This window comes from Novosphingobium sp. RL4 (genome assembly GCF_035658495.1).
Lineage (GTDB): Bacteria > Pseudomonadota > Alphaproteobacteria > Sphingomonadales > Sphingomonadaceae > Novosphingobium.
Map to the genome: position 1 here is coordinate 2,567,219 of NZ_CP141944.1, position 25,678 is coordinate 2,592,896.

Annotated in this window: 25 protein-coding genes; 15 read left to right on the plus strand and 10 right to left on the minus strand. The window is 64.1% G+C overall.

The features are described 5' to 3' along the window. Nucleotides 1-9: 9 nt before the first annotated feature. From U9J33_RS12545 to U9J33_RS12560, 4 genes are all read right to left on the minus strand, one after another. Nucleotides 10-1,530, minus strand: a complete 1,521-nt coding sequence (locus U9J33_RS12545) for an XrtA system polysaccharide chain length determinant (protein ID WP_324695707.1) — start codon at nt 1,528-1,530, stop codon at nt 10-12. 28 nt (nt 1,531-1,558) lie between these two features. Further along, complete coding sequence (locus U9J33_RS12550; protein ID WP_054438768.1) at nt 1,559-2,203, minus strand: XrtA/PEP-CTERM system exopolysaccharide export protein; 645 nt, start codon at nt 2,201-2,203, stop codon at nt 1,559-1,561. 171 nt (nt 2,204-2,374) lie between these two features. After that, a complete protein-coding gene (locus U9J33_RS12555) occupies nt 2,375-3,601 on the minus strand; it encodes a pyridoxal-dependent decarboxylase, exosortase A system-associated (RefSeq protein ID WP_324695710.1) in 1,227 nt (408 codons plus the stop codon). Continuing rightward, nucleotides 3,598-5,130, minus strand: coding sequence for an acyl-CoA ligase (AMP-forming), exosortase A system-associated (locus tag U9J33_RS12560; protein ID WP_324695712.1), 1,533 nt, complete (start codon nt 5,128-5,130; stop codon nt 3,598-3,600). Before U9J33_RS12560 ends, U9J33_RS12555 begins: the two co-directional genes overlap by 4 nt. Before the next feature lie 35 nt (nt 5,131-5,165). Here U9J33_RS12560 and U9J33_RS12565 point away from each other — a divergent pair, with 35 nt between their 5' ends. From U9J33_RS12565 to U9J33_RS12580, 4 genes are read left to right on the plus strand one after another with little or no spacing between them, the layout of a single operon-like run. Continuing rightward, a complete protein-coding gene (locus U9J33_RS12565) occupies nt 5,166-6,182 on the plus strand; it encodes a GNAT family N-acetyltransferase (RefSeq protein WP_324695714.1) in 1,017 nt (338 codons plus the stop codon). 39 nt (nt 6,183-6,221) lie between these two features. Continuing rightward, nucleotides 6,222-6,485: a phosphopantetheine-binding protein gene (locus U9J33_RS12570; RefSeq protein ID WP_054438776.1), complete on the plus strand. Its 264-nt coding sequence runs from the start codon at nt 6,222-6,224 to the stop codon at nt 6,483-6,485. A gap of 22 nt (nt 6,486-6,507) precedes the next feature. Continuing rightward, on the plus strand, nt 6,508-7,179 hold the full coding sequence (locus U9J33_RS12575) for a hypothetical protein (protein ID WP_324695717.1): 672 nt from the start codon (nt 6,508-6,510) through the stop codon (nt 7,177-7,179). After that, nucleotides 7,176-7,955: a hydrolase 1, exosortase A system-associated gene (locus U9J33_RS12580; RefSeq protein WP_324695719.1), complete on the plus strand. Its 780-nt coding sequence runs from the start codon at nt 7,176-7,178 to the stop codon at nt 7,953-7,955. Before U9J33_RS12575 ends, U9J33_RS12580 begins: the two co-directional genes overlap by 4 nt. 66 nt (nt 7,956-8,021) lie before the next feature. On the opposite strand, the gene trxB is transcribed toward U9J33_RS12580, so the two are convergent. Beyond that, complete coding sequence (gene trxB, locus U9J33_RS12585) at nt 8,022-8,990, minus strand: thioredoxin-disulfide reductase (RefSeq protein WP_324695721.1); 969 nt, start codon at nt 8,988-8,990, stop codon at nt 8,022-8,024. Nucleotides 8,991-9,194: 204 nt separating this feature from the next. Between trxB and U9J33_RS12590 the strand changes: the two genes are divergently transcribed. The 4 genes from U9J33_RS12590 (at nt 9,195) to U9J33_RS12605 (ending at nt 14,328) form a co-directional block, all read left to right on the plus strand. Beyond that, nucleotides 9,195-10,073, plus strand: coding sequence for an alpha/beta hydrolase (locus tag U9J33_RS12590; RefSeq protein WP_324695723.1), 879 nt, complete (start codon nt 9,195-9,197; stop codon nt 10,071-10,073). Between the two features lie 145 nt (nt 10,074-10,218). Then, nucleotides 10,219-11,325 carry an HlyD family secretion protein gene (locus tag U9J33_RS12595; RefSeq protein ID WP_324695725.1) on the plus strand — a complete coding sequence of 369 codons (1,107 nt, stop codon included), beginning with the start codon at nt 10,219-10,221 and terminating at the stop codon, nt 11,323-11,325. 29 nt (nt 11,326-11,354) lie between these two features. Further along, entirely contained in the window at nt 11,355-12,887 is a 1,533-nt protein-coding gene (locus U9J33_RS12600; protein ID WP_324695727.1) for a DHA2 family efflux MFS transporter permease subunit, read from the plus strand. Nucleotide 12,888: 1 nt separating this feature from the next. Continuing rightward, a complete protein-coding gene (locus U9J33_RS12605) occupies nt 12,889-14,328 on the plus strand; it encodes an efflux transporter outer membrane subunit (RefSeq protein WP_324695729.1) in 1,440 nt (479 codons plus the stop codon). A 31-nt stretch (nt 14,329-14,359) separates the two neighbouring features. Here U9J33_RS12605 and U9J33_RS12610 read toward each other — a convergent pair whose 3' ends face one another. Next, complete coding sequence (locus U9J33_RS12610) at nt 14,360-14,566, minus strand: hypothetical protein (protein ID WP_324695731.1); 207 nt, start codon at nt 14,564-14,566, stop codon at nt 14,360-14,362. A 279-nt stretch (nt 14,567-14,845) separates the two neighbouring features. Between U9J33_RS12610 and modA the strand changes: the two genes are divergently transcribed. The 6 genes from modA (at nt 14,846) to U9J33_RS12640 (ending at nt 20,077) form a co-directional block, all read left to right on the plus strand. Continuing rightward, complete coding sequence (modA, locus tag U9J33_RS12615) at nt 14,846-15,616, plus strand: molybdate ABC transporter substrate-binding protein (RefSeq protein WP_324695733.1); 771 nt, start codon at nt 14,846-14,848, stop codon at nt 15,614-15,616. Nucleotides 15,617-15,632: 16 nt separating this feature from the next. After that, on the plus strand, nt 15,633-16,334 hold the full coding sequence (gene modB, locus U9J33_RS12620) for a molybdate ABC transporter permease subunit (protein WP_324695736.1): 702 nt from the start codon (nt 15,633-15,635) through the stop codon (nt 16,332-16,334). Next, nucleotides 16,324-16,959 carry a molybdenum ABC transporter ATP-binding protein gene (locus U9J33_RS12625; RefSeq protein WP_324695738.1) on the plus strand — a complete coding sequence of 212 codons (636 nt, stop codon included), beginning with the start codon at nt 16,324-16,326 and terminating at the stop codon, nt 16,957-16,959. Before modB ends, U9J33_RS12625 begins: the two co-directional genes overlap by 11 nt. A 117-nt stretch (nt 16,960-17,076) precedes the next feature. Further along, on the plus strand, nt 17,077-18,081 hold the full coding sequence (locus tag U9J33_RS12630) for a sugar phosphate isomerase/epimerase family protein (RefSeq protein WP_324695740.1): 1,005 nt from the start codon (nt 17,077-17,079) through the stop codon (nt 18,079-18,081). Beyond that, complete coding sequence (locus tag U9J33_RS12635) at nt 18,081-18,473, plus strand: C-glycoside deglycosidase beta subunit domain-containing protein (protein WP_324695742.1); 393 nt, start codon at nt 18,081-18,083, stop codon at nt 18,471-18,473. Before U9J33_RS12630 ends, U9J33_RS12635 begins: the two co-directional genes overlap by 1 nt. Then, nucleotides 18,470-20,077, plus strand: coding sequence for a family 43 glycosylhydrolase (locus U9J33_RS12640; RefSeq protein ID WP_324695744.1), 1,608 nt, complete (start codon nt 18,470-18,472; stop codon nt 20,075-20,077). Before U9J33_RS12635 ends, U9J33_RS12640 begins: the two co-directional genes overlap by 4 nt. Before the next feature lie 60 nt (nt 20,078-20,137). Here U9J33_RS12640 and U9J33_RS12645 read toward each other — a convergent pair whose 3' ends face one another. The 4 genes from U9J33_RS12645 to U9J33_RS12660 form a co-directional block, all read right to left on the minus strand. After that, a complete protein-coding gene (locus U9J33_RS12645; protein ID WP_324699056.1) occupies nt 20,138-21,562 on the minus strand; it encodes an MFS transporter in 1,425 nt (474 codons plus the stop codon). Nucleotides 21,563-21,567: 5 nt separating this feature from the next. Continuing rightward, entirely contained in the window at nt 21,568-23,262 is a 1,695-nt protein-coding gene (locus U9J33_RS12650) for a GMC family oxidoreductase (protein ID WP_324695746.1), read from the minus strand. 1 nt (nt 23,263) lies between these two features. Beyond that, nucleotides 23,264-23,896 (minus strand): gluconate 2-dehydrogenase subunit 3 family protein, encoded by a 633-nt coding sequence (locus U9J33_RS12655; RefSeq protein ID WP_185997150.1) that lies wholly within the window; start codon nt 23,894-23,896, stop codon nt 23,264-23,266. Nucleotides 23,897-23,996: 100 nt separating this feature from the next. After that, nucleotides 23,997-24,281 (minus strand): Gfo/Idh/MocA family oxidoreductase, encoded by a 285-nt coding sequence (locus U9J33_RS12660; RefSeq protein ID WP_324695749.1) that lies wholly within the window; start codon nt 24,279-24,281, stop codon nt 23,997-23,999. Between the two features lie 153 nt (nt 24,282-24,434). Between U9J33_RS12660 and U9J33_RS12665 the strand changes: the two genes are divergently transcribed. Continuing rightward, nucleotides 24,435-25,646, plus strand: a complete 1,212-nt coding sequence (locus U9J33_RS12665; RefSeq protein WP_324695751.1) for an MFS transporter — start codon at nt 24,435-24,437, stop codon at nt 25,644-25,646. Nucleotides 25,647-25,678 lie beyond the last annotated feature (32 nt).

Sequence of the window (25,678 nt, forward strand, 5' to 3'; positions counted from 1 at the left end):
TACCGTTCCTCAGGCCACCATGCCGCGCTGGATAAACTCAACCGCAAGCAACACCACGAACAGGCCGCACAAAGCCGCGCCGGCGCCGATGAAGTACTTGAGGCGGCGCTTGCGAAGCTGGCGCACGCCATCCGTGAGATTTTGCGAGATTGCGCCGAGCACCGGCAGCCCCGTCGCCCGTTCGAGACTCGCGGTCGTCGCGAAGACCGAACGGACCTTGCTGAGCGCAAAAGCACCTGCGCAGCCGCCCACGACGCCGGCGATCAGCACGCCGAACAGCAGCAAGGGCCGATTGGGGGCCACCGGCTTGCGCGGCGTCGTCGGCGGATCGACCACCTGGAACTTCACCGCCTCGCGGCCGGTCTTCACTTCGCCGCGCAGGCGCAGTTCCTCCCGGTCCTGGAGAAGCTTGTCGTATTGCTGGCGCAGGACGTCGTAGTCCCGATTGATGCGCTGGGCCTCGGTCGCAAGTTCGGGGTCCTGGATCGCGGAGGCCGTGAGCGAGGCTACGTCCGATTGCAGCGCCGCCTTTCGCGACGTCAGCGCCTGGACGTTGGCCTGCCGCTCGGCACGGATCGACTGGAGCGAGCTATAGGCGGGGTTCGGCGTACCCGTGCCGCTGGCCGCTTCCTGCGCTGCAGGACCGCGAAGCGCTGCAATCTGGTTTCGCGCCGCGATCACGTCTGGATGGCTGTCGGTCAGGCCGCGCGCGCGCATTCCGGCCAGTTCCGACTGGGCCTGCGCCAATGCGCCCGAAGCCCCGCCGGCAGTTCCTCCGGCGATCGTGCGGGGCGTACCGGCAAGCTGACCGTCGATCGCGGCAAGCGCGCTCTGGGCAGCGGAGAGATCCGCGTCGAGATCGCGAAGCTGCGTGCGCGAGCTTTCCAGCCGCTGCGCCACTGCTGCCCCGCCCAGCGCCATTTCGGGGTGCTGGGCCTCGAAAGTGGTGCGGCGCTGTTCCGCCGATTCAAGTTCCTTTTCGCGCTGGCGCAGCTGCTGGTTCACGAACTCCAGCGTCTCGACCATGTCACCGCGATCGCCCGACAGGTTCTCCTCGCGAAAAATGTCGATCAGCTTCTGCGCCACTTCACGGGCAAGCTGGGCATTCTCGGCATCGGAGAAAGAGGAATAGTTCGCGGTCGCAGTGATCTCGAACAGGTTGTCCTGCTGGCTGACCACGGACACGTTCTTGCCAAGGCCGAGAACCGTGGATTCCATCTGCTTGGGAGACTGGATCGTATCGCCCAGCCGCGTCCCGCGCACGACCTTCTCGAGGTTCACGGCGCTGGTCAGGGTTTGCCGGATGCGCTCGATATCGCGCTTCTTGTCGGCCACGCCGATACCCACCTGCTCGGCCAAGGCGTCATCGAGCTGGATGAAGATGCGGGCTTTGGATTCGTAGGAATTGGGGATCAGGGCCACCACCAGCCAGCCCAGCAGGCAGATCGCCCAGGCCGCCGCAAGCGCGATCCAGCGCCGGTGCCAGACGCTGTGGAGGGCGGCGAGCAGTTCTTCGTAAAGGCCGTTCATCGCGCCAATCCCATCTCGCGCCCGATCCTCAGAACATGCTTTCAGGGATGATAATGACATCGCCGGGGTTCAGCATGACGTTTGCCTTGCTGTCGCCCTTCTTGAGCAGATCGCCCAGACGCAGGGCATATTCCGTCTGCTTGCCTGCCGTCTTGTCGAAGCGGATCAGACGTGCGCGATTGCCCGCAGCATATTCCGACAGACCGCCCACCGCGATCATCGCATCCAGCACGGTCATGTTGGCGCGATAGGGAATGGAAGCCGGTTTCTCGGTCGCGCCGACGACGCGGACCTGCTGGCTGTACGTGCCGGCAAACCCGTCCACGATGACCGAAACCAGAGGGTCCTCGATATATTGGGAGAGCTGCAGGCGGATATCCTCCGCCAGCATGGCCGGGGTCTTGCCCACCGCAGGCATGTCCGCGATCAGCGGCGTGGTGATGCGGCCATCGGGCCGAACCTGAACCTTCGCGCCGAGTTCGGGGTTGCGCCAGACGAACACGGTGAGCTGGTCCAGCGGACCGATGATGTACTCCTCGCTCGGCCCCTCCTGCATCGCAACGAACTGCGCGGGCGGAAGCTGGGGGCCGGACGCAGGCCCCGCACAGCCGGTCAGGACGACGCTGGCAAGCGCAGAGGCAGCCAGGAGTCGGGTCGGACGGCGGTGCGGCATAAGCTCTTCCCTTCAGGCGCCGGCCTGCCGATCGCTGTTACGATGCGGCAAACGTGGCAAAATCCAGCCTGCGCTATCGCCTAAAAGGGTGAACATTGCGTTAGCCTTCACCAACCGATTGGCACCCGGTCCCGCATTGGGACAACATGCCTGTCGAATGCTAACCGTGCTTCAGACCAGCATTTCCAGTGCCGCCCCCTGCCCGAGGAACTGCGCCGGGCTCGCCGAGGCGCCGTAAGCGCCGGCACAGAACACCGCGACCAGATCGCCGACTTCGGCCCGCGGAAAGCCTCCCTTGTCCGCCAGCTTGTCCAGCGGAGTGCAGAGGCAGCCGACAATTGACGCTTCCTCCTCGACCGGCGCATCGAAGCGCGTGGCGATGGCCGAAGGGTAGTTGCGCCGCACCACCGTTCCGAAGTTTCCGGACGCGGCCAACTGATGGTGAAGGCCGCCATCGGTAACGAGGAAAACTTCGCCGTGGCTTTCCTTCCGGTCAATCACGCGAGCAATATAAACACCTGATTCGCCAACGAGATAACGGCCGAGTTCGATGCAGAACGCGGTCTCGCGCAGAACATCGGGCAAGCGCTCGAAACGCTCGGCCAGACGCTCGCCGACAAGGGCCAGATCGACCGGAGTATCTCCCGGGAAGTAGGGAATGCCGAGCCCCCCGCCGAGATTGCAGTGCGGCAAGGCCGTGCCGCTCTCTTCCGCGAGCCTTGCGGCCAGATCGAGCGCCTGCCCCTGCGTTTCCGCAATGGCTGATGCGTCCAGCGCCTGGCTGCCCGCGAATATGTGAAATCCGCGCCACTCCGCCCCGCTGGACACCACTTCGCGCACGAGCGCAGGCACTCGCGCGGCATCGATTCCGAACGGCTTTGCGCCGCCACCCATCTTCATGCCCGATCCCTTGAGATCGAAATCGGGGTTCACGCGAATGGCGAGGCGCGGAGTAACGCCAAGCGTTTCAGCGATTCCGATGGCGCGGCGGGCCTCGGCCTCCGATTCGAGGTTGAGCGTCACGCCGGCGCGGATTGCGGCGTCCAGTTCACGGTCACGCTTGCCCGGGCCAGCAAAGCTGACTTGCGCAGGATCGATGCCTGCCGCCCGCACGATCGCCAACTCGCCGCCGGAGGCAATGTCGAAACCGTCGACCAGCCCGTCCATCAGCGACAACAGGGGCGGGAAAGGATTGGCCTTCACGGCATAATGCAGCGCCAGCCGCTCCGGCATGGCCACCCGGATATCGGCAACGCACCTGCGCACGAGATTTGCGCTGTAGAGGAACAGGGGCGTATCCCCTGCCTGCTCCACCCAATCCGTAACCGGCCTGCCGCCCACCACCAGAACACCGCGCGCAGCTTCGAAGCCCGCCGGAATCGGACCGAGCGGCTTCATGCGCCTGCCGCCGCGAGTTCGGCGGCAAGACCGTTCCTGTCGATCTTGCCATTCGGCCCGACAGGCATTGAATCGCGCCAGTGGATCACTTTGGGTTGCATGAAATTCGGTAGTTCCTGCATGAGTTTACGCGGCAATTCCGAGGTTGTTTCGAAGCCCGGTGCAGCGCGGACAACCAGATGCACCGCCTGCCCAAGGCGCGCGTCCGGCACGCCCAGGGCAACGGCTTCAACCACGAGACCTGTCGCAAGCGCGGCTTCCTCCACCTCCTGCGGGCTGATGCGGTTTCCGGCGCTCTTGATCATGGCGTCACGGCGACCGACGAAATAGAGCAGCCCATCCGCACTGCGCCGCACCCTGTCACCGGACCACACCGCCATGCCGCCATAGTGGGAGCCGAGGGGCGCCAGCTTGTAGCGCTCAGCCGTGCGCTCCTGATCGTGCCAGTAGCCTTGCGCCACCAATGGCCCGCAGTGGACCAGTTCACCTTCCTCGTCATCGGCAGCGATAAAGCCCGCATCGTTGACGACCAGCACTTCCGCGTGCGGGATCGCCTTCCCCATCGAAGTGGGATGGCTGTCGATCAACGAAGGGTCGAGGTAAGTGGAACGGAACGCCTCCGTAAGGCCGTACATCGCGAAAAGGCGGGCACCGGGGAACAGCGCGCGCATCCTGCGGACGAGATCGACAGTGAGCGCACCGCCGCTGTTGGTCAATCGGCGCAGTTTTCCGGCCGTTTCACCCGGCCAATCCAGCTCGCAGACCTGCACCCATAGCGGCGGCACGGCCGCGAGCGTGGTGATCCCGTGCCGGCCCACCGCCTTCATGACATCGCGCGGCACCAGATAGTCCAGCGGAACCACGCAGCCACCGGCGTACCATGTCGAAAGAAGCTGGTTCTGCCCGTAATCGAACGATAGCGGCAATACCGCCAGGGTCCGGTCATCGGGAGCAAGACCAAGGTAGTCGGCCACGCTTTCCGCGCCCAGCCACATATTGGCATGGCTGAGCATCACGCCCTTGGGCCGCCCCGTGGAGCCGCTGGTGTAGAGGATCGCCGCCAGATCATCGGGATCGGCCTGCGAAGGCGCCAGTTCTCCATCCAGCATTGCAGCATCGGCCAGCGCCGCGGCTTCATCGACCAGACGGCAATCGGCAGGCACATCCGCTTCGGCAAGCGAGGCCAGCCGAGAAGGCGTGCCGATCAGCATGACCGCGCCGCTATCTGCCAGGATATGCGCGACCTGCCCATGCTTGAGCAACGGATTGACCGGCACATGCACCAGTCCCGCGCGCGCGGCCGCCAACGGGAGCAGGCAGGTCAGTTCCCCCTTAGCTGCCCATGAAGCGATACGCGCGCCTTTTGCCGGAACTTCCACTGCGAGCCACGCCGCAAGTCTGGAGACACGCGATCTTAAGGCCTTGTAGTCCAGCACTTCTCCGCGCAGCACCAGGGCCTCGGCCGAATCCTCTCCCCGAAGGGCGAGATGGTCGAGCGGCAGGATCGGCTTTTCGGTACTGCCGGGCATGACGGGGAAAGGCTCCGAAAGGGTTCGAACGGGACGTGGCAAAGGTCGATTATCACCGCGATCTTAAGCAAGTGCAATCGGACGGCCAGCTAGCGCTGTGGCTTTCCGAGGGCAACCAGCACGCCCCTTTCGACCGTATCGAATGGTTTCGGGCGCTGGCGGAGCATTGCGCTCCAGACGCCTTTATCGCCGCGGCGTGTGACGGCGAGGATTTTGCGGTACTGCCCCTGCAGGGAGCATCCGGGCACCTTCACGCACTGTCGAACTGGTATACCTTCCGCTTCCGCGCGCTCTGTTCAGACGCAGAACGGCCATTGGCGGTACTGGCGGGCGACCTTGCCGGAAAGGCCCGCCGCATCACGCTGAGCGGCGTACCGGACGAGGACGGCAGCGCCGCCCTGCTCGAACGCGCCTTCCGCAAGGCAGGCTGGCTCGTCCGCCGTGAGATTTGCGACAGCAATCATGTCCTGCCAGTAGCCGGTCGCAGCTACGCGCACTATCTCGCCTCGCGCCCCGGCAACTTGCGCACGACGCTGAAACGCAAGGCGGGCAAGCTCGAAATCGAAGTTCTCACCCGTTTCGATGCCGCAGCCTGGGCAGCCTACGAAGCGATCTATGCCGAAAGCTGGAAGCCCGAGGAAGGCAGCCCCGCATTCCTGCGCGCCTTCGCGCAAGCCGAAGGTTCTGCGGGACGACTGCGGCTGGGCATTGCGCGCTGCGGCGGACAGGCCATCGCCGCGCAGATGTGGACGGTCGAACATGGCACGGCATGGATACACAAACTCGCTCACCGGCAAGCGGCGAAGCACCTCTCCCCCGGTTCGGTCCTGAGCGCGGCGCTTTTCCGCCATGTGATCGACACGGACGGTGTCGAACTCGTGGATTTCGGTACAGGCGACGATCCGTACAAGCGGGACTGGATGGAATTTGTGCGTCCGCGATACCGGCTCGACATGTTCCGCCCCGGGTCTCCGCTGAATTGGCCTCGTCTGGGGCGTGATATCTTGCGGGCAGGGCTTGAGCGCCTTGCCGCAACCGCGAAGCGCGGCTAGAGGCGCGGGGTTAACGACAAATGCCCGAAGAGAGGGGCCATGCAAGACGAAACCGACCTGTTGCTGCGCCGCATCCTGACGGATGTGCTGGGCCTCAAGCAGGGACAAGCCGAGACGTTCGATGCCGATACCGGGCTGTTCGGGCATTTGCCCGAACTGGACTCGATGGCGGTTGCCGGCCTCCTGACCGAGCTGGAAGACCGGCTCGACATCATCATCGAGGACGACGAGATCGACGGCGAGATGCTGGAGACCTTCGGCGCCCTGCTCGAATTCGCGAAAGCCAAGCGCGCCACGGCGTGATTCGCGCTGGGGGAATCGCAGGATGACCCCCACGACATGGCCCTGCCCCCTGCCCGATGGCGGCATGGAAAAGGAATATGCGCTCGCGTTCGATCGCGGGCGGGCGCAGCGGGTCCTGATCGTTCCTGCCCTGTTCGACGAGGGCAATCGCATGCGCCGCCTCACGGTGGAGGTCATGCGACGCCTTGACCGCGCCGGGATCGACAGCCTTGCCCCGGACCTGCCGGGAACGAACGAGAGCGTGCTCGCTCTCGAATCGATAGGCCCGGCCCAATGGCGAACCGCGATGGCCGCGGCTGCCGCGCATTTCGGCGCAACGCACGTCCTCGGCATTCGCGGAGGCTGCCTGTTCACACCGAGCCTGCCGAAATGGCACTACGCACCGGTAAAGGGCGCCCAGATCCTGCGCTCCATGTTGCGCGCCCGCATGTTTGCAGACCGCGAGGCGGGACGCGAACAGACGCGGGAAGCCTTGACGGACATGGCCCGTACCGAAGGCATTATGCTCGCCGGATATCCATTGAACGCCGGGCTTTTCCGGGAGATCGAAACATTGGAGCCCAATCCCTCCGTACCCATCATCGAGCAGGAGCGGATCGGAGGTAGCGGCTTGTGGCTGAGAGCGGAACCGGATGAGGATGCGTCTCAGGCCGATGCGCTCGCCGCATTGCTGAGCGAGGCTCTGCGAGCATGACGCGGCGGCACTTCACTTTCCCCTGTGAAGGCTCGCAGCTCGCCGCGAGCCTTGATGAAGCGCCGGCAGACACCGGTCTGCTAATCGTGTCCGGCGGCAATGAAGTACGCGCCGGCGCGTGGAACGGGCAGGCCCGGCTCGCCGTGCGAATTGCTGCCGAAGGGTTTCCCGTGCTCCGTTTCGACCGGCGCGGCGTGGGAGACAGTGAGGGCGAGAACTGCGGCTTCCGATCGAGCACGCCGGATATCCGCGCAGCGCTCGGCGCATTTCGCGCGGCTTGCCCGCAAATGCGCCGTGTCGTCGGGCTGGGAAACTGCGACGCTGCCAGCGCACTGATGCTGGCAGAAGGCGCCGGGCTCGGCGCGCTGGTACTGTCCAACCCATGGACGATCGAGGACGAGGCCGGGGACGCTCCGGCCGAAGTCGTGCGCAGCCACTATCGCCGCCGGATGACCGATCCGGCCGCCATCAGGCGCCTCCTCACGGGAAAAGTTGCGATAGCCCAACTGATCCGCAGCCTCGTTGCCGCGTCGCGTCCGGGCGTGGCGGAACCTGCCGGTCTGGCGCAGGAAATGGCGCGCGGCCTCGCCGTATTTTCAGGTAGGGTGCGGTTGCTCGTCGCCGAAAGGGACCGCACGGGTCTCGCATTTCTGGCCAATTGGGACAAATCGGACACCCGCGTGCGCCGCTGTTCCGGCGCCACGCACAGCTACGTCGAGCCGGAGGCGCAGGACTGGTTGATCGGGCAAGTGCTGGACGCCTTGCGTCACGCCTAGTTGCGCAAGGCGTTCCTATCGAGAGAGGCCCGGGGGCTGAGCCCCGGACCTCTCCTATCTACAAAGTCAGGCTTCGACCTTCGCCGCTTCGGCGAAATCCCGCGCCGCAAGATAACGCTCGGCATCGAGCGCCGCCATGCAGCCGGTACCGGCAGCGGTAATGGCCTGGCGATAGACGTGATCCATCACGTCGCCGCAAGCGAAAACGCCGGCGATATCGGTCTTGGGCGTGCCCGGCTGGACGAGGAGATAGCCGGTCTCGTCCATGGCCAGCTTGCCCTTGAACAGTTCCGTCGCCGGTGCGTGTCCGATGGCGACGAAAGCACCGTCCGTAAGGATTTCGCTCTGCTCGCCGGTCTTGGTGTCGATCAGCGCAAGGGCGCGCAGTTCGCCATTTTCGCCTTCCATGAAGCGTTCGACGCGCTTGTCCCAAACGACGTTGATCTTCGGGTTCGCGAAAAGGCGGTCCTGCAGGATCTTCTCGGCGCGCAAGCTGTCTCGGCGGTGGATCAGGGTCACTTCGTCGGAATGGTTGGTGAGGTAGAGCGCTTCCTCGACCGCGGTATTGCCGCCGCCGATCACCACGACCTTCTTGCCGCGATAGAAGAAACCATCGCACGTGGCGCAGGCCGAGACGCCCTTGCCCGAAAGTTCCTGCTCGCCGGGGACGCCGAGCCACTGCGCCTGTGCGCCGGTGGCGATGACGAGGGTATCGCCCTCATAGATATCGCCCGAATCGCCGACAGCCTTGAAGATCGGGCCGTTGAGGTCAACCGAGGTGATGATGTCGTACATCATGCGGGTGCCGACATGGACAGCCTGCGCCTCCATTTCCTGCATCAGCCAGGGGCCCTGAATGACTTCGCGGAAACCGGGATAATTCTCGACGTCGGTGGTGATGGTAAGCTGGCCGCCGGGCTGCAGACCCTGCACAACGATCGGCTCCATCCCGGCGCGCGCGCCATAGATCGCGGCCGAGAGACCGGCCGGGCCGGAACCGATGATGAGCATGCGGGTCTTGTGCGTCGTCGCCATGTGAAAGTCTCCGGCGTGAATGTGTCGAATATCGTTGGGGCGCGAGATAGGGCCAAGCACCCCGGTTTGCCAAGCGGCAGGCCGCATAAGGAATATCTTGATCCCCGCAAATCCGCACTTGGCGGATCGGGTTTCCGCCTCGCGGCGGCGCGGAATACCGGTGCCCCCATTGACCTGCGCCGCGCCGGGGATCACGATTTCGGCATGAAAAGCCAGCTCGGACCGACCTCCAACCGTTTCATCTCGCAGCGCCTGCGGCTCAACTATGTCGACTGGGGCAACCCGGACGCGCCGCCGCTGATTCTCCAGCACGGCGGGCGCGACCATTGCCGCAGCTGGGATTGGGTGGCCGAGGAACTGCGACAGGACTGGCACGTGATCTGTCCGGATCTGCGCGGCCACGGCGATTCCGAATGGTCTCCCGAGGGCCACTACGGAATGGACGCCCTCGTCTACGATTTCGCCCAGCTCGTGCATACGTTGGGGCACGAGAAAGTGACCATCATCGCCCATTCGCTCGGCGGAAACGTCGCAACGCGCTTCACCGGCCTGTTCCCCGAGAAAGTCGAGAAATTCGTCAATATCGAAGGGCTCGGCCCGCCACCGCACATCCGCCGCCAGATGGAAGAGCGCGGGATCGGCGACCGGCTGAAACAATGGATCGAGGACAAGCGCCGGGCCTCCGGACGGATGCCGCGCAAGTACGCGACCCGCAAGGACGCCTACCAGCGGATGAAAGAGGAGAACTCCTTCCTTACCGAGGAGCAGGCACGCCATCTGACGATCCATGGCGCCAGCCGCAACGAGGACGGCACCTGGAGCTGGAAATTCGACAACTACGTCAATGTCTGGTCCGTATCGGATCTGCCGACTTCGGATGTGGTTGCCTTGTGGCAAGCCATCACCTGCCCCGTGCTCATGCTGTGGGGCAAGAACAGCTTCTCGCAGAGCCCGGCCGACGACGGGCGGATAGACTGGTTCCCCACGGCTCGGCTAGTCGAATACGAAGACGCCGGCCATTGGCTCCATCATGACCAGTTCAACAGGTTCATGGGTGACGTGAAGGCATTTCTCGCGCCCTGAACCCCACCCTGTTCGCACGGCCCCTCCAACCCATCGCAAGCGCGATTCCAGATAGACACCCTTGCAACCTTCCTCTTGCTTATAATAACCATGCTTAGTACCTGCGCGACACGACGAGTCTCGCCTGAAAGGCACTGGAAAAAGCATGAACGCCGAAACAACGATCGCGGCAGAGAACCAGATTTCCCTGCCCGTCCGCCCGGCCAGGCGTCGTCTGCGAAGGGTTCTGATGCTGGCTGGGCCGCTGGTCGCCTTGACGGGTGTGATCTGGTTCTACCTCGCCGGAGGTCGCTACGAAGAAACCGACAATGCGGCGCTTCAGACCGGCATGGTCGCGATCAGCCCCAGCATCGCCGGCACGGTCGTTTCCGTCGAAGTGCGGGAGAATCAGCACGTCCGTAAGGGTGACGTGCTGTTCCGCATCAAGTCCGGCAGTTTTGCAGCAGCGGTGTCGGAGGCGGAAGCCGAACTGGCCAAGTCCCGGACAGACGCGAGTTCGCAGCGGGCAGACTATCGCGAAGCACTGTCGCAGGTCGGCGCGGCAAGGGCGAAACAGGATTATGCGGCAAGCGAAGCCGCTCGCCAGAAATCGCTCATGGCAGAGGGAATTTCCTCTCGCGCGCAGTACGAACAGGCTGCAACCGAAGCGCGCACCGCCCGCGAAGGCGTCGCCGCTGCCGAGGCCCGAGCCGAAAGCCTTCGCGCCAGCCTTGCCGGCCTGATCGAGGGTGACACCTCAACCCTGCCCGAAGTGCGCAAGGCGGCGGCAAAACTGGACCAGGCGCGGATAGACCTTTCCGACACCGTCGTCCGGGCCCCGCAGGACGGCGTGGTGACACGCGTGAACCAGCTTCAGCCCGGTAACTACGTCACCCCGGGCCGCGCCGTTTTCATGCTAACCGGCGAACGTTTCTGGGTGCAGGCGAACTTCAAGGAAGATCAACTGCGCTACATGCGCGCGGGCCAGCACGCCACGGTCAGACTCGACGCCTTCCCCGACCGCGCCTTCAAGGGCCATGTCGAAAGTTTCAGCCCCGGGACCGGATCGAGCTTCGCGGTGCTTCCGGCGGACAATGCAACCGGCAACTGGGTCAAGGTCGTCCAGCGACTGCCGGTCCAGATCGCGATAGAAGAATCCGCAGGCGACCTTCCGCTCGGCGCGGGCCTGAGCGTCCATGTCGAAGTCGATACCCGCCATGAACGTCGCTTGTTCGCCGCCGATACACCGGCCGCGCCGGCACGCCGGCCTTGAGCCGGAACGGCGGTTCCGCGGTGCCAGCCATGCCCGCATCCCCCTATCCCACGCCGATGCGGCGTCTGCTGATAACCATCCCTTCGATGATCGCATCGACCATGGTTGCGGTGGACATCACCATCGCCAATGTCGCGCTGCCGCACATGCAGGCGAGCCTTTCAGCCTCGCAGGAACAGGTGCTCTGGGTGTTGACGAGCTACCTCGTTGCCGGGGCCATCGCCACGCCGCTCAGCGGCTGGCTGGCCGGGCGGGTAGGCCGCAAGAACGTCATGCTGTTCTCGGTAGCCGGCTTCACTGCCGCGTCAGCGCTCTGCGGGCTCGCCACGGATCTGCAGACCATCATTCTTGCCCGGTTTTTGCAGGGAGCCTGCGGAGCCGGGCTGGTCCCGCTCAGTCAGGCTATCCTGCTCGATATCAACCCGCCCGAGGATCATGCCAAAGCCATGGCGATCTTCGCGCTCGGCTCGATGGCGGGACCGATCGTCGGGCCCACGCTCGGCGGCTATCTTACCGATGCGATGTCCTGGCGCTGGGTGTTCTTCATCAACGTGCCTTTCGGCATCCTTGCCTTCATCGGCATGTCGATCTTCCTCGTGCGCCGGAAGAGCCGGGTGAAGACGCGCTTCGACCTGTTGGGCTTCGTCATGGTCTCGGTCGCGTTGACGTCGCTCCAGCTCCTGCTCGACCGGGGAGAGCATCTCGACTGGTTCGACTCCTCCGAAATCCGCATCTACGCCGTGGTTCTCGCTCTCGCGACCTACCTCATGGCCGTTCACATGGCGACTTCAAGGGATACCTTCATCCGGCCGCAGCTGTTCCGCGACCGGAATTTCGCGATCGGTTCGGTCTTCAGCATGATGATCGGTATAGTCGCCTTCGCCACGATCCCGATGATCGTGGTCATGACCCAGTCATTGCTTGGCTATTCCGCGCTCCAAGCCGGGTTCATCAGTCTGCCCCGCGCGATCGGCACGCTGATCTCGATGCTGCTGGTCACCCGGCTGGTGAAGTTCGTCGACACCCGCATCATCATCGTCACCGGGCTCATACTGATGGGCTGCGGGATGTTGATGTATTCTCACGTCGATCTCTACGTCGACCAGAGCACGCTCGTTCTGGCAGGACTGGTGCAGGGACTGGGCAGCGGGATGATCTTCGTGCCGCTCTCGGTGATCGTGTTCTCCACGCTCGATCCGGCGCTGCGCAACGAAGGCGCTTCGATGTTCGCACTCACGCGCAATGTCGGCAATGCCGTGGGCATATCGGTGATACAGTATCAGTTCGTCCACTATATCGCCGCATCACGCAGCGAACTGGTGCAGGGCATAAGGCCCGACAATCCCGTGTTCGACTACGCACGGCCAGGTTTCGACTTCGATTCGACCCAGTCCCTGACCCGGATCTACGGCGAGGTCGTCAGGCAGGCGACGATGGTCGGCGACATTTCACTCTTTCACATGGTGTTCGTGCTGACGCTCTGCCTCATCCCGCTCGTCCTGATGATGCGCGTGAAGAAGGCGAACGATGTCGACACCAGCACTCTTGCACTCGGGGAATAACGTGTTCCGCAAGGCCTCCGTCCTGCTACCGCTCCTGCTGACCGCCGCCTGCATGAAGGTTGGCCCGGATTTCGCGGCTCCGCCGCCGCCTTCTGCATCGCCGGGGTATGCTCAAGGCGCGTACCCCGGCGCAGTGCTGGGAGATGGCCCGCAAGCGGGCTGGTGGAACGCTTTTGCATCTCCCGAACTGGATAGCCTGGTGCAGCGCGCACTGGCCGGAAACCATTCGCTCGCCGCAAGCCGCGCGACGCTGGAAAAGGCGCGGGAGCGCATCGCCGCCGCTGCCGGTCGCCGCCTTCCGCAAGTCGATGCCAATGGGCGCGCCGAGTATCAACGCGTCAACCTCGCCGCCTTCGGCCTGTCCGACAGTTTTGGTGGCGCCGAAATTCCCAATCCCGAATTCGACCTCTACACTTTGGGGGCCGGGATCAGTTACGACCTCGACCTGTTCGGTCGCAACTCTCGTGCGCTGGAACAGACCAAGGCGCAAGCCGAAGCCGAGGGCCGCGCCACGCAGGCCGCGCACCTGCTCATCGCCGGGCGGGTGGTCGAACAGGTCCTCGCCATCGCCGCACTCAACGACCGCATCGCCACGGTGCGCCAGCTTCTCTCGGAAGACGAACGAAACGTTACGCTGACCGAGGCCAGGCGCAAGGGAGGGGACGGCACTCTGGTGGAAGTGCTCAGTGCGCAGGGCCAACTCGCCGAAGACCGCGCGAACATGCCTTCGTTCGAACAGCAGCTTGTCGAAGGGCGCGCCATGCTGGCCGTGCTGCTCGGAATATCACCCGCCGAACTCGGCCCTACTCCCTTCACCCTGCAGCAGTTCACCCTGCCCGCACGCGTACCCGTCGCCCTGCCTTCGGCGCTGGTTCACAAGCGGCCTGACATTCTTGAAGCCGAAGCACGGCTTCATGCCGCCATTGCCGCAGTCGGCGTGGCGACGGCCCAACTCTATCCCGACGTGACGATCGGCGCGTCGCTGACGCAGCAGACCTCGCAACCCGGACAGATCACCAGCAGTCGCTTCAATGCCTTCGATATTTTCGCGGGCCTCTCGGCCCCGATCTTCCATGGCGGCACGCTGAAAGCGGAAAAGCGCGGCGCCGAGGCCGAAGCACGCGGCGCATCGGCGCAGTACCAGCAAGTGGTGACGGAAGCTTTCGGGCAGGTTTCCGGGCTGCTTTCGGCGCTCGGCAATGACAACCGTGAATTCGCCGAACGACAGTCCGCAGCCGATCTGGCCGATCGTTCGCTCCACCTGTCACGCCGCAGCTTCAAGGTGGGCAACAGCGGCGTGCTGCAGGTTCTCGACGCCAACCGTGCCTATCAACGTGCACAGCTTACCCTGCTCGACACGCGCAGCCGCCAATACCGGAACGTGGCGCGGCTCTACGTCGCCACGGCGGGAGGCTGGGTGACGGACAGCAGCGAGAACTGACGCGGCACCCGGAGCCGGGCCGCTTTCGCGCTCAGGTAAGCAGGAAGTAACCGAGCCCGAGCCAGCAACAGGCGCAAAGGCCCACCGCGATCAACAACCCGCGAGCGTCATGGACCTGATCCCGCGATCCTGCGTCCTGCCCGGCATAGACCAATCCCGAACTGATCCCCATCTGCAGGCCAGCAAGCTGGTCCGGACGGCGTTCGAAACGGATAATTCCTTCTTCAGCGACCTTCATCAAGTCATCCCCACAAGACATCCCAACCAGCACGCGGCGGTTTCCCCGCCGGTTCCATGCCCGTCCGTCTTTTGGCGTGACGGCCTGGAACTGTTCGCGCATCGACGATGCTAACACCTTCCCCTGAGCTTGCACAGAGTACTCCCGCATAGACCGCTTGGAAAAGATGTTCCGATTCAGACCAGCCCTCCGCATGAATTTCCGAGCCATCATTGCCTTGCAAACACGACCTCAGGCCATATACGAACGAATACAGCCAAACCTGGAGATCATTCGAAGATGCGCCGGCTTCTCGCCATTCTGATCTCGCTTTTTGCGGCCTTCACGGCACTTTCGCCTTCGGCCATGGCGCAGCAGTCAGGTCCGCTCGTGCTTGCTGCGGCCAGTCTCCAGGAATCGATGAACGCCGCCGCGGATGCCTGGGTCGCCAAAGGCCATTCCCGACCGAAAATCTCCTTCGCGGGATCTTCCGCCCTTGCCCGCCAGGTCGAGGCCGGCGCCCCTGCCGACCTGTTCATCTCCGCGGACGAGCCCTGGATGGACGAAGTGCAGTCCAAGGGTCTTCTGCGCCCGAAGACCCGCGTATCGTTTCTCACCAACAACCTGGTGCTGATCGCCCCCGCCGGAAAGCCTGTGCGCATCAAGATCCGTCCCGGCTTTCCGCTGGCCGCCGCGCTCGGCTCCGGCCGGCTGGCCGTGGCGGACCCGAATGCGGTCCCCGCAGGACTTTACGCCCGACAGGCACTGACCCGGCTCAAGGTCTGGCCCTCGGTCCAGAACAGGCTCGCACCGGCCGAAAACGTTCGCGCCGCCCTCGCGCTGGTCAGCCGGGGCGCCGCGCCGCTCGGCATAGTCTACAGCACTGATGCGAAAGCCGAACCCGGCGTGCGGGTCGCCGATACGTTCCCCCCATCCTCGCACGATCCGATCAGCTACCCGGTCGCGGTTCTCGCCTCATCCCGACACCGCGATGCCGAGGCATTTCGCCGGTTCCTGATCTCCGCCGAAGGCAAGGCCGTGTTCCGCCGCTTCGGCTTCGGCACGCGCTGACGCACCTTTTCCGCTCGTGACGCTGCTCACTCCCGACGAATGGCAGGTCCTGATCCTGTCGCTAAAGGTGAGCGGAGTTGCCATGGTGGCCGCGCTACCTGTTGCCTTCGCCCTGGCATGGATACTGGCACGCTGGCGCTTTCCGGGCAAAGTGCTGATCGACGCACTGGTTCACCTGCCCCTGGTCTTGCCCCCTGTCGTCACTGGCTGGTTGCTGCTGATCGCGTTCGGCACCAACGGACCGCTGGGCCGCTTTTTCGCCGAATGGCTGGGCCTCACCTTCATCTTCCGCTGGACCGGCGCCGCGCTCGCAGCTGCGGTCATGGCTCTCCCCCTGATGGTTCGTGCGATGCGGCTTTCTATCGAAGCCGTGGATCGCCGCCTTGAAGACGCAGCCCGGACGCTCGGTGCAGGGCACTGGCATACGTTCCGAACGATCACCCTCCCGCTGGCAATGCCGGGCGTTCTGGCTGGCCTGGTGCTGGGCCTTGCCCGCTCTATCGGCGAATTCGGCGCAACGATCACTTTCGCCTCCAACATTCCCGGCGAGACGCAGACCCTCCCGCTCGCGATCTATAGCGCGCTGCAGATGCCCGGTGCGGAGTGGCAGGTCACGCGGCTTGCCGTGCTGTCCATCCTCGTCTCCGTTATCGCCCTCGTGGCGTCCGAGTGGCTGGCGCGGCGCAGCGGTCAGGGGCGTGCCCATCATGCCCTTTGATCTCGACATCTCGCTCCGCCGCGGAACGGAACGTTTCGATTATGCCTTCCGCACGGAAAAAGGCGGGCTGACGGCACTGTTCGGTCCGTCAGGCGCAGGCAAGACATCCCTGCTCGATGCGATTTCCGGCCTTGCCCGGCCTGTCCAGGGCCGCATCCATGTCGAAGACACCGTGCTGTTCGACAGCACGAAGCGGATAGATCTCAGGCCCGAACAGCGCCGCTGTGGCTACGTGTTCCAGGACCTGCGGCTCTTTTCCCATCGGTCCGTACGCGACAACCTGCTCTACGGGTGGCGCCTTGCACCTGCTGGCCAACGCTGGATGGATCTGGAAACCGCGCTGGGCTTTCTCGGAATTGGCCATCTGCTGGAGCGCATGCCCGCGACGCTTTCGGGCGGCGAAGCCCAGCGCGTGGCAATCGGCCGCGCCCTGCTTTCCGGTCCGCGGTTCCTTCTGATGGACGAGCCTCTCGCCTCGGTTGACGCCGAAAGGCGTGAGGAAATCCTGACCGTGATCGAGCGCATACGCGACGAACTGGCGCTGCCGATCCTTTATGTCAGCCATGACCGTGCCGAAGTGGACCGGCTTGCCGACCGCGTCATCGCCATCGAACGGCGCGGCTGACGGACTTTCAAAAATTGCGGCCCCGCCAGATTGACAGCCCCCTGCGTTTCGCACAAACAGGAATAGTAATTCTAATACTATGAGGCGCTGCACGGGCACGCCCGGGAGAAGGGGTTGATGGCGAAGATAGAACGGGGCGTGAGCCTTTACAGCTTCCAGGAAGAAATGTTCCTGGGGCAGATGTCGGTTGAGGACTGCATTGCCTTTGGCGCCTCAATCGGCGCGAAAGGGATCGAGATCCTGCCCGAACAGAACATGCCGCGTTTCCCCCACATCGACGATGCGGAAGTGGCGCGCTGGCAGGACATGCTGGCCCGCCACGGCGCGCATTTCACTTGTTACGACATGTTCCTCGACACCAAGCTGCGCAAGGGCGAGACCCTCTCGGACGAGGAGCAGGTGGAAAGTATCCGGCGCGACCTCGTGCTCTGCAACCGGCTCGGCATCCGCAACATGCGTGTGCTTGTCTTCGTGCGCCCCGACATCCTCGAAAAATGCGTGCCCCATGCGGAGGAACTGGATGTCCACATGGGCGTGGAAGTCCATGCACCGTGGCATCTCGAACATGCATGGATCCTCCGCACCATCGACGTGGCGGACCGGATCGGCACGAAGCATCTAGGCATCCTGCCCGACATGGGCATCTTCATGAAACACTACCCGCCGGAATTCCGCGCCCGCTTCGAACGGCAGGGTGCGCGGCCGGAAGTGGCGCAGTTCATCGTCGACCAGCACGAACAGAAGATCATGTGCGAATACACGATCTACGAAGTCGCGGTGAAGATGGGCGGCAACAAGGCCGAGATCGCCATGGCCGAGACACTGCGCCACGCGCCTTACGCCAACCCTAAACGGATCGGCGATTATGCACCGTACTTCCGCCATATACAGGCCAAGTTCTACGGCATGGCACAAGACTGCACGGACCCCACTATCGCCTACGACGACGTGATACCCGAACTGGTGAAATGCGGCTGGGAAGGCACGCTTTCGAGCGAATACGAAGGCAATCGCTGGATCCAGGACGTCTCGCCGGTCGACAGCCGCGAGCAGGTCCGCCGCCAGCATGTGATGTTCGAGCGCCTGATAGCCAAGGCCGAAGCGGAACTGGAGACCGCCTGATGTTCGACAAGTATCTTATCGACGCCGCTTCGCTGCGCAACACCGGCCCGGCCGATGCGCCCACGGGGTTCTCCTTCGAGGCCAAGCTCGGCTATTATCGCGGGCTTGGCCTCTCGATGATCGAGAAGCTGGACGTGTCCATCGACGGGGCCTCGCTTCCGCGCGCGGCGGTTCGCTTCGATGAAGGCGGAGGCGCCATCACGCTGGACGAGATGGAAACCGCTTACGACCGGCGGTGGCCCTTCGGGACAGCGGCGACGATCCTTGTCGATCATCCGGGCGGGTTCCCCGATGGCGAGCACGAACTCGCTCTGCTCCAGCAACTCCGTGTTTCCTACCTGCCTTTCCCGTCGATCAACACCGATGCCAAGCGCGTCTCGCTCGAGGCATGATGAACCGGCGTGACGCGCTGCATTTGGGCGCGGTGGCAGGACTGGTGACGGGCCTTCCCGCACCGGCGCTCGCCGCCGCCGGGAAGCCTCCCGCGAGGAACGGGATCGAGGGCCAGCGCCGGGCCGATCAAGGGGATGGCACCTACCTCAATCCAGTACTCGCCGGCGACTATCCCGATCCGACGATTCTCAAAGACGGCGAAGACTACTATCTCACGCATTCCTCTTTCGAAGCCGCGCCCGGACTGCTGATCTGGCATTCGCGCGATCTCGTGAACTGGACGCCGATAGCTTCCGCGTTGGAAAAGCCGCTGGGCACGGTCTTCGCGGTCGATCTCGTGAAGCATGAAGGGCGATATTACATTTACATTCCGTTCATGGCGGCGCCGTGGTCGGAAGGGCTCAAAAGCTTCGCCAACATCTGTGTCAGCCACGCGGACGATATTCGCGGACCGTGGAGCGAGCCGGTCGACCTCGGCATCGGCGGCCTGATCGACCCCGGCCATGTCGTGGGTGAAAACGGCAAACGCTATCTCTTCCTGTCCGGTGTCAACCGCGTGCGCCTGACCGACGACGGCCTCGCCACGGACGGTCCGGTGGAGAAAGTCTATGACGGGTGGAAATATCCTGACGACTGGGTGACCGAAGCCTACTCGCTGGAAGGCCCCAAGTTGTTCCGGCGAGGCGACTGGTTTTATCTCGTGACAGCGGTGGGCGGCACCGCCGGCCCCCCTACCGGCCACATGGTGACGGTGGCCCGTTCGCGCTCGGTTCACGGGCCTTGGGAGGACTGCCCTCACAATCCCGTGATCCGCACCTGGAACCCTGCGGACAAATGGCTGTCCCGCGGTCACGCCACCTTCGTGGAAGGTCCTGCGGGAGATTGGTGGGCCGTCTATCACGGATATGAGAACGGCTTCTACACGCTCGGTCGGCAGACCCTGCTCGAACCGATCCGGTGGGACAAGCAGGGCTGGCCTCACGCGATGGGCGCCGACCTTGCACGCCCGCTCGCCAAGCCTTCCGGGGGCGAGGCGGGGCCGCACGGCATGGCGTGGTCGGACGATTTCTCAGGCCAGTCTCTCGGCTCGCGCTGGCGTTTCTACAACCAGGCCCCGGGCGCTGGTGCACGGGCAACCGTCGGCGGCAATGCGCTGACACTTGCAGCGAAAGGCACCGGACCGCAGGACTGCTCTCCGCTGACCCACCTTGTCGGCGATCACGCCTACGAGTGCTCAGTCTCTGTAGAGCTGACGGACGGTGCGTCTGCAGGGTTGCTCCTGTTCTTCAACGACCGGCTGTTCCTCGGCATGGCTTACGATGGCGAGCGCATGGTAAGCTATCGTGGCGGCAAGGCGAGTTACTGGCAGGAGCCGGTGGAGAAAGGCAGCAGGATCGACTTGCGGATCGTCAACGATCGGCAAATCGTCTCCATGTATCACCGCACGCCAGGTGGTGAGTGGGTTCGCCACGCTGTTCGCAGCGAAGTCTCCGGCTACCACGCCAATACCATGGACGACCTGGCAAGCCTGCGCCCGGCGATCTTCGCCAGCGGCAAGGGTTCGGCACGTTTCAGGGACTATCGTTACAAGGCGCTTGCCTGATCGGCTACGAGGGGGAGGCGGCCTGGCCGCCCTCCCCCTCGCTATGGAATACAATTCCAGTCACGCGTCATGTTCGGGGAACAAGGGCGCCGGAAGCCGGAACGCCAGAACCAGGCATATCAGCATCAGCCCTTCGATGGCGGCGATCGCAGGCAGGACCGCGCCGACCTCTCCTGTCGGCGCACCGGCGAAGAAGGCCGTACCGACTATGGCGATGCCCAGCGCCATGCCGAGTTCCTGCACCGTCTTGATGAAACCGCTTGCCGTGCCCGCATGGCTCCGGTCGACGCGCGCGAGGATCACCGGCGTCAGCGGGCCGCTGGTCATGCCCATGCCGGTCCCGGCAAGAGCAAGACATGGCAGTGCCCACCAGAACGACACGTCGGTCTCGATCCACGCCAGAGTGCCTCCGGCAAACAATGCCATCAGCGTGATCCCGCCTACCAGCACCCATTTGCCGTGGCTCGTCACGAGCTTGCGGCCGAGAAAGGCAATACCGAGCATGACCCCGGCGCTGAACGGGATGTGCAGCAGGCCGGTTTCCAGTGGAGAGAAACCGAGCAATTTCTGCGCCCCGAATGCGAAGACGAACAGGAAGCCGCCCGTCGCCGCGCCGAATGCCAGCGCGATCGCAAGGCCAAGCGCGAACTGCCTTTGATGGAAGAGTTCAGGCGCATAAAGCGTCGCGGCCCCGACTTTTGCGCGTCTCTCGGTCCGCCGCCAGACCAGCGCCAGCATGATCGGAGCCGCGAAGAGCAAGGCGAGATGCCAGGGTTGCCAGCCAAGGTCATGCCCCCGCACAAGCGGATAGAGCATCGCAGCCATAGACGCGGCGAACAGCATGGTTCCACCACCGTCGATCCCGCGCGTCAGGGACGAACGCGCAGAAGGCAGCAACTTCCACGCGACGATCACTGCCAACACGCCGACCGGCACGTTGATGAGGAACACACTGCGCCACCCCAGGCCGAAGGGATTGGCATGGATCAGCACGCCGCCGATGATCGGCCCGCAGATGGCTGAAAGGCCGCCGATGACGCCGACCCATGCCAGCTTCGCCACGCGCTCCAGTGGCTGGAACAGGACCTGGATCAATGCCATGACCTGCGGCGCCATCATCGCCCCCGCTCCGCCTTGAAGCACGCGCGCGGCGATGAGTTGTTCCGGGCTGCGAGAGAGCCCGCAAAGCATCGAGGCAAACGTGAAGCCCGCCACGCCGCCAATGAACAGGCGATTGTAGCCGAAAGCATCCCCCAGCCGGCCGCCCAGCATCAACAGCAGGGCAAATGCCAGCGAGTAGCCCGCCGCGACCCATTGCGCCTGTGCCGCCGCCGCGCCGAAGTCCTGTTCGATCACCGGCAGCGCGGTGTTGACGATGGTGACGTCCACGATCTCAAGAACCAGCGCCACCATCAATGTCAGGTAGGCCAGCGATTTCTGTCGCTCGGTCAGGTCCATGACCTGCGCCGGAAACGGCGATGCCATGGCGGTCAAATTACGCCTTCCTTCAGCATCGAAACCGCCGTCGCGCAGGCCCGCGCAGTGAGCGCCATGTAAGTGAGCGAAGGGTTCTGGCAGGCAGATGAGCTCATCTGTGCGCCATCGGTGACGAACAGGTTTGGAATGTCGTGGGCCTGGCTAAGGCGATTGAGCACCGAAGTCCCTGGGTCCCAACCCATCCGCGCGCCGCCCATTTCGTGAATGGAAGTGCCGCCATGGCCCGGCTTGTCGAAGCCCATGATGACGTGGCCGCCCGCGTCGGTCAGCATCGCGGTCGCCTCGCGATGCGCATCGGCAAGCGCCGCCATTTCCTCCTTGCCATGCTCGAAGGCAATCTCGAGCTGGCGGACGCCGCGCGGGTCCGTGCGGTTGCTCAGCGTCAGTCGATTGCTGGCGCGCGGCATCGAATCCGCGAAGACCACCAGCACCATCGTCCACGGACCGATCTGGTGCAGCTCTTCCTTGTAATCCTTGCCGATGCCGCCCATCCGCTTGCCGCGCGTCCAGGTGCCTTGCAGCGCGCCGCCCTGGAACGAATAGCCGCGCGTGAAGCCGTCCCCGTCCAGCGTGTCGAGATTGCGGAAACGCGGGATGACGATGCCGGTGGGCCGATTGCCGAAGCTGGTCCGGCCTTCGAATCCAGGCATCACCGCCATGGCCGCCATCGTATTGGCATGGTCCATGATGTGCGTGCCGAGCACCCCACTCGAATTGGCAAGGCCGCGAGGCATCGCTTCGCTAGCCGAGTTGAGCATGAGGTGGACCGAGTTGAACGCCCCCGCGTTCAGAAACACCACGCGGGCATAGGCAACCTTGTGCTCGCCGGTCTTCGTGTCGATCCAGCGCACCCCGGTAACCCGGCCGGTCTTCGCATCGTAATCCACCTTGTGGACCTGCGCGTCGGTAACGACCTTGAGCCGCCCGGTCTTCTTCGCCGCCGGCAGTGTTGCCGATTGCGTCGAGAAGTAGGCGCCGTAGGAACAGCCGCGCGCGCAGATGCTGCGATACTGGCAGTGCGCCCGGCCCTGTTCGGGACGTGCCTCGGTAAGGTTCGCGGTGCGGCCGATTGTCATCACCCGGTCCGGATACTTCGCCCGGATCCGCTCACGGACGGCCGCCTCGACACAGTTCAATTCCATCGGCGGCAGAAAACGGCCGTCCGGAAGCTGGGCCAGCCCTTCCGCCGCGCCCGATACGCCGACGAATTCCTCTACCTTGTCGTACCACGGGGCAAGGTCGGCATAGCGGATCGGCCAGTCGGTGCCGAAACCATCCCGCTTGTTGGCGCCGAAATCATAGTCCGACCAGCGGTAGCACTGCCGCCCCCATGTCAGCGAACGCCCGCCGAGCTGGTAGGAGCGGAACCAGTCGAAGTCCTTGCCCTTCGCCTTCTGGTAGGGCTGCTCGGCATCGTTGACGAAGTGGCCTTCGGTGAACTCGTTGAAATGCCGGTTGAGCATCTGCACCGGATATTCGCGGGCATAAAGCTCGGCGTCGCCCTGCCCTCGAAACGGCATTTCCCACGGGGCCTTGAGTTCGGTCTCATAGCCCGTCTGATGCTCGATATTGCGGCCGCGCTCGACCATCAGGACGGTAAGGCCCGCCTCGGTCAGTTCCTTGGCCGCCCAGCCGCCGGTAATGCCGGAGCCAACGACAATAGCGTCGAATTGCGTGTTGTTGGTCATGTCAGCCGAAATCCACTGCGGTCCAGTCGCTGGAGAATGCGCGGTCGCCGGGCTTGAGAGGGATGTCCCACTCCCATTTTCCGGGCACCAGTTCATAGCGAAGTTCCTGCGATCCGCCGGCTTCGCTGGTGTAGTAGCCGGTCAGGATCAGCCCCTTGATCGCCGTCCACGGCGATGGTGGCGCGCCTTGGGCGAAAGCCTGGGTATCGAGCGCCGTCAGTAGCCGCACACGTTCCGCCGGGTCATGTCGCAGAAAATCGCCGCCCGCCGCGCGGTCGAGCGTGTGTTCCAGCCATGGGAGATGGCGCAGCGAACCGTCGCGGCGACGGAACGGTTCAAGCGCCGCCGTCACCATGCCTGCGGCCATCGGCGCGCGCGTGCCGGAAAGACCATGGGCAAGCGCCAGCACGACGAAATCGCCGACCCCCACGTCCTTCGCGCCAGGCGTATCGGTGCGCGGGATCACGAGATCGGAAACCTCCGCGATCAGATTGCGCTGGCGGTCGCTCGGCAGTTCGCGCTCGTCGAGAGCGGTAAGCTTCACGCCCGCTGCAGGAATGCCCAGAGCCAGCGCCAGCAGCGCCGCACCCGCGGTGAATTCGCGGCGGTTCCAGCCGGAAGTATGAGCGCTCATGCGTCGATATCCCTTGTCGGCGCATTGCCCGCATGGTCGGCTTCCTGGCCTGCGATCCGAGAGAGGCCCTTTATCGTCTTCATGATCCGTCTCATTTCGATCAGGCGGGGAGATGGTGGAAGTTCGGCGTCGTCACCGCCACGAAATCGATCCCGTCCTCACGCGCGGCTTCTTCGCGCAGCATCGTCTCGAGATCGGCATAGGCACGCGCCGGATCGATGCGATAGCTTTCTCCCGCCTGCTGCGAGCGCACGGCATCGCTGCTGAAAGCGCCCGCCACCAGTTCGATCTCGCGGTCCATTTCGGCAGCGATTCGGTGGACCGAGCCAATGAACGACCCCGGCCCTCTGCCGACAATGCCCATCCGCAGGCGCGCTTTCGTCATGCTTCCTCTCGTATGATTTATAATGATGGTTCTAATTTTATATGAGGGGTCAGGTCAAGGCCTTCGATTGCATTGACCGCGGTCAGAAACGCCGATATCAAACAGGAATAGAAATTCTAATATAGCGCCGGACAGCGGCGCGGGCGGAGAGGCATGAACCCGGTTTCCCGATTCTTCAGCAAGCTCACCATGAAGCCGCAGGGCATGACGATCGTCATCGCGGCCTTCCTTCCGATCTTCGCGATCGTCTCGATGTTCCCGATCGTGGCATCGATGATCGCCCACTTCCAGACCGACCCGGACGCCGCGGCCAAAGTGCCGCTCATGGTCACCGCGCCGGGCCTCACCATCGCGATCCTCGCACCGTTCGCGGGCTGGTTCGTGGACAAGTTCGGCCGCCGCCGGCTGCTGCTGATCTGCACGTTCTTCTACGGCCTGTTCGGCACCCTGCCGTTCTTCCTCGACGACCTGAACCACATTTTCGCCAGCCGCCTGGCGCTGGGCGTTTGCGAGGCGGGCATCCTCACCATCGTCAACACCCTGCTCGGCGATTACTGGGATAACGAAAGCCGCCGAAACTGGCTGTTCCTGCAAGGGGTGATCGGGCCGTTCCTGGCTTCGGGCGTGATCCTGATGTCTGGGCTTGTCGCCTCGATGCGGTGGAACGGCGGCTTCCTCGTCTATCTGGTCGCCTTCCCGATCTATTTCGCGATGCTGGCGTTCCTCTACGAACCCAAGGGCCGCGCGGCACATGATGAAACTCCGGCAGAGCCGACCGGCGAGAAGGCTCGCTTCCCGGTCGGCGCCGCGCTCGGCGTCGCCGCGCTGACGCTGTTCTCGGCCGCACAGTACTACGTCTTCATCGTCAACGGCAGCATTGCCTTCGGCGAAGTGGGCGTCACCGATCCCGCCGCCGTCGCCAAGATGAGCTTCCTTCCCAGCCTGTTCGTCATTCTCGGCGCGCTGCTGTTCCGTATCCTCTCGGGCCGATCCAACGGCGTACAGCTCGGCGCCTTCCTTGCGATTCTCGGCACCGGCCTTGCCGTGATCGGTCTTGCCCGCAACCCGGGCGAGATGATCGTCGGCCTTGCCATCCAGCAGACCGGCGCGGGCATGGCAGTGCCCTCTCTCATCGCCTGGGCCCAGACCAAGTTCCCCTTCGAGCATCGCGGCCGGGGCATGGGCATCTGGACCGGATCGTTCTTCTTCGGACAGTTCATCTCGCCTGTGCTCGTTCATCAGGCGAATGGTGCGACGGGCTCCATGCAGGGCGCGTTCCTCAGCGCGGGCGTACTCTCGCTGACAGTCGCCCTCGCCGCGCTCGGCATGGGCATGACACGCAGGCGAACGCCGCTGATGGCGTGATCCGGCAACGCCGCGCATAAGAAAGGCCCGCC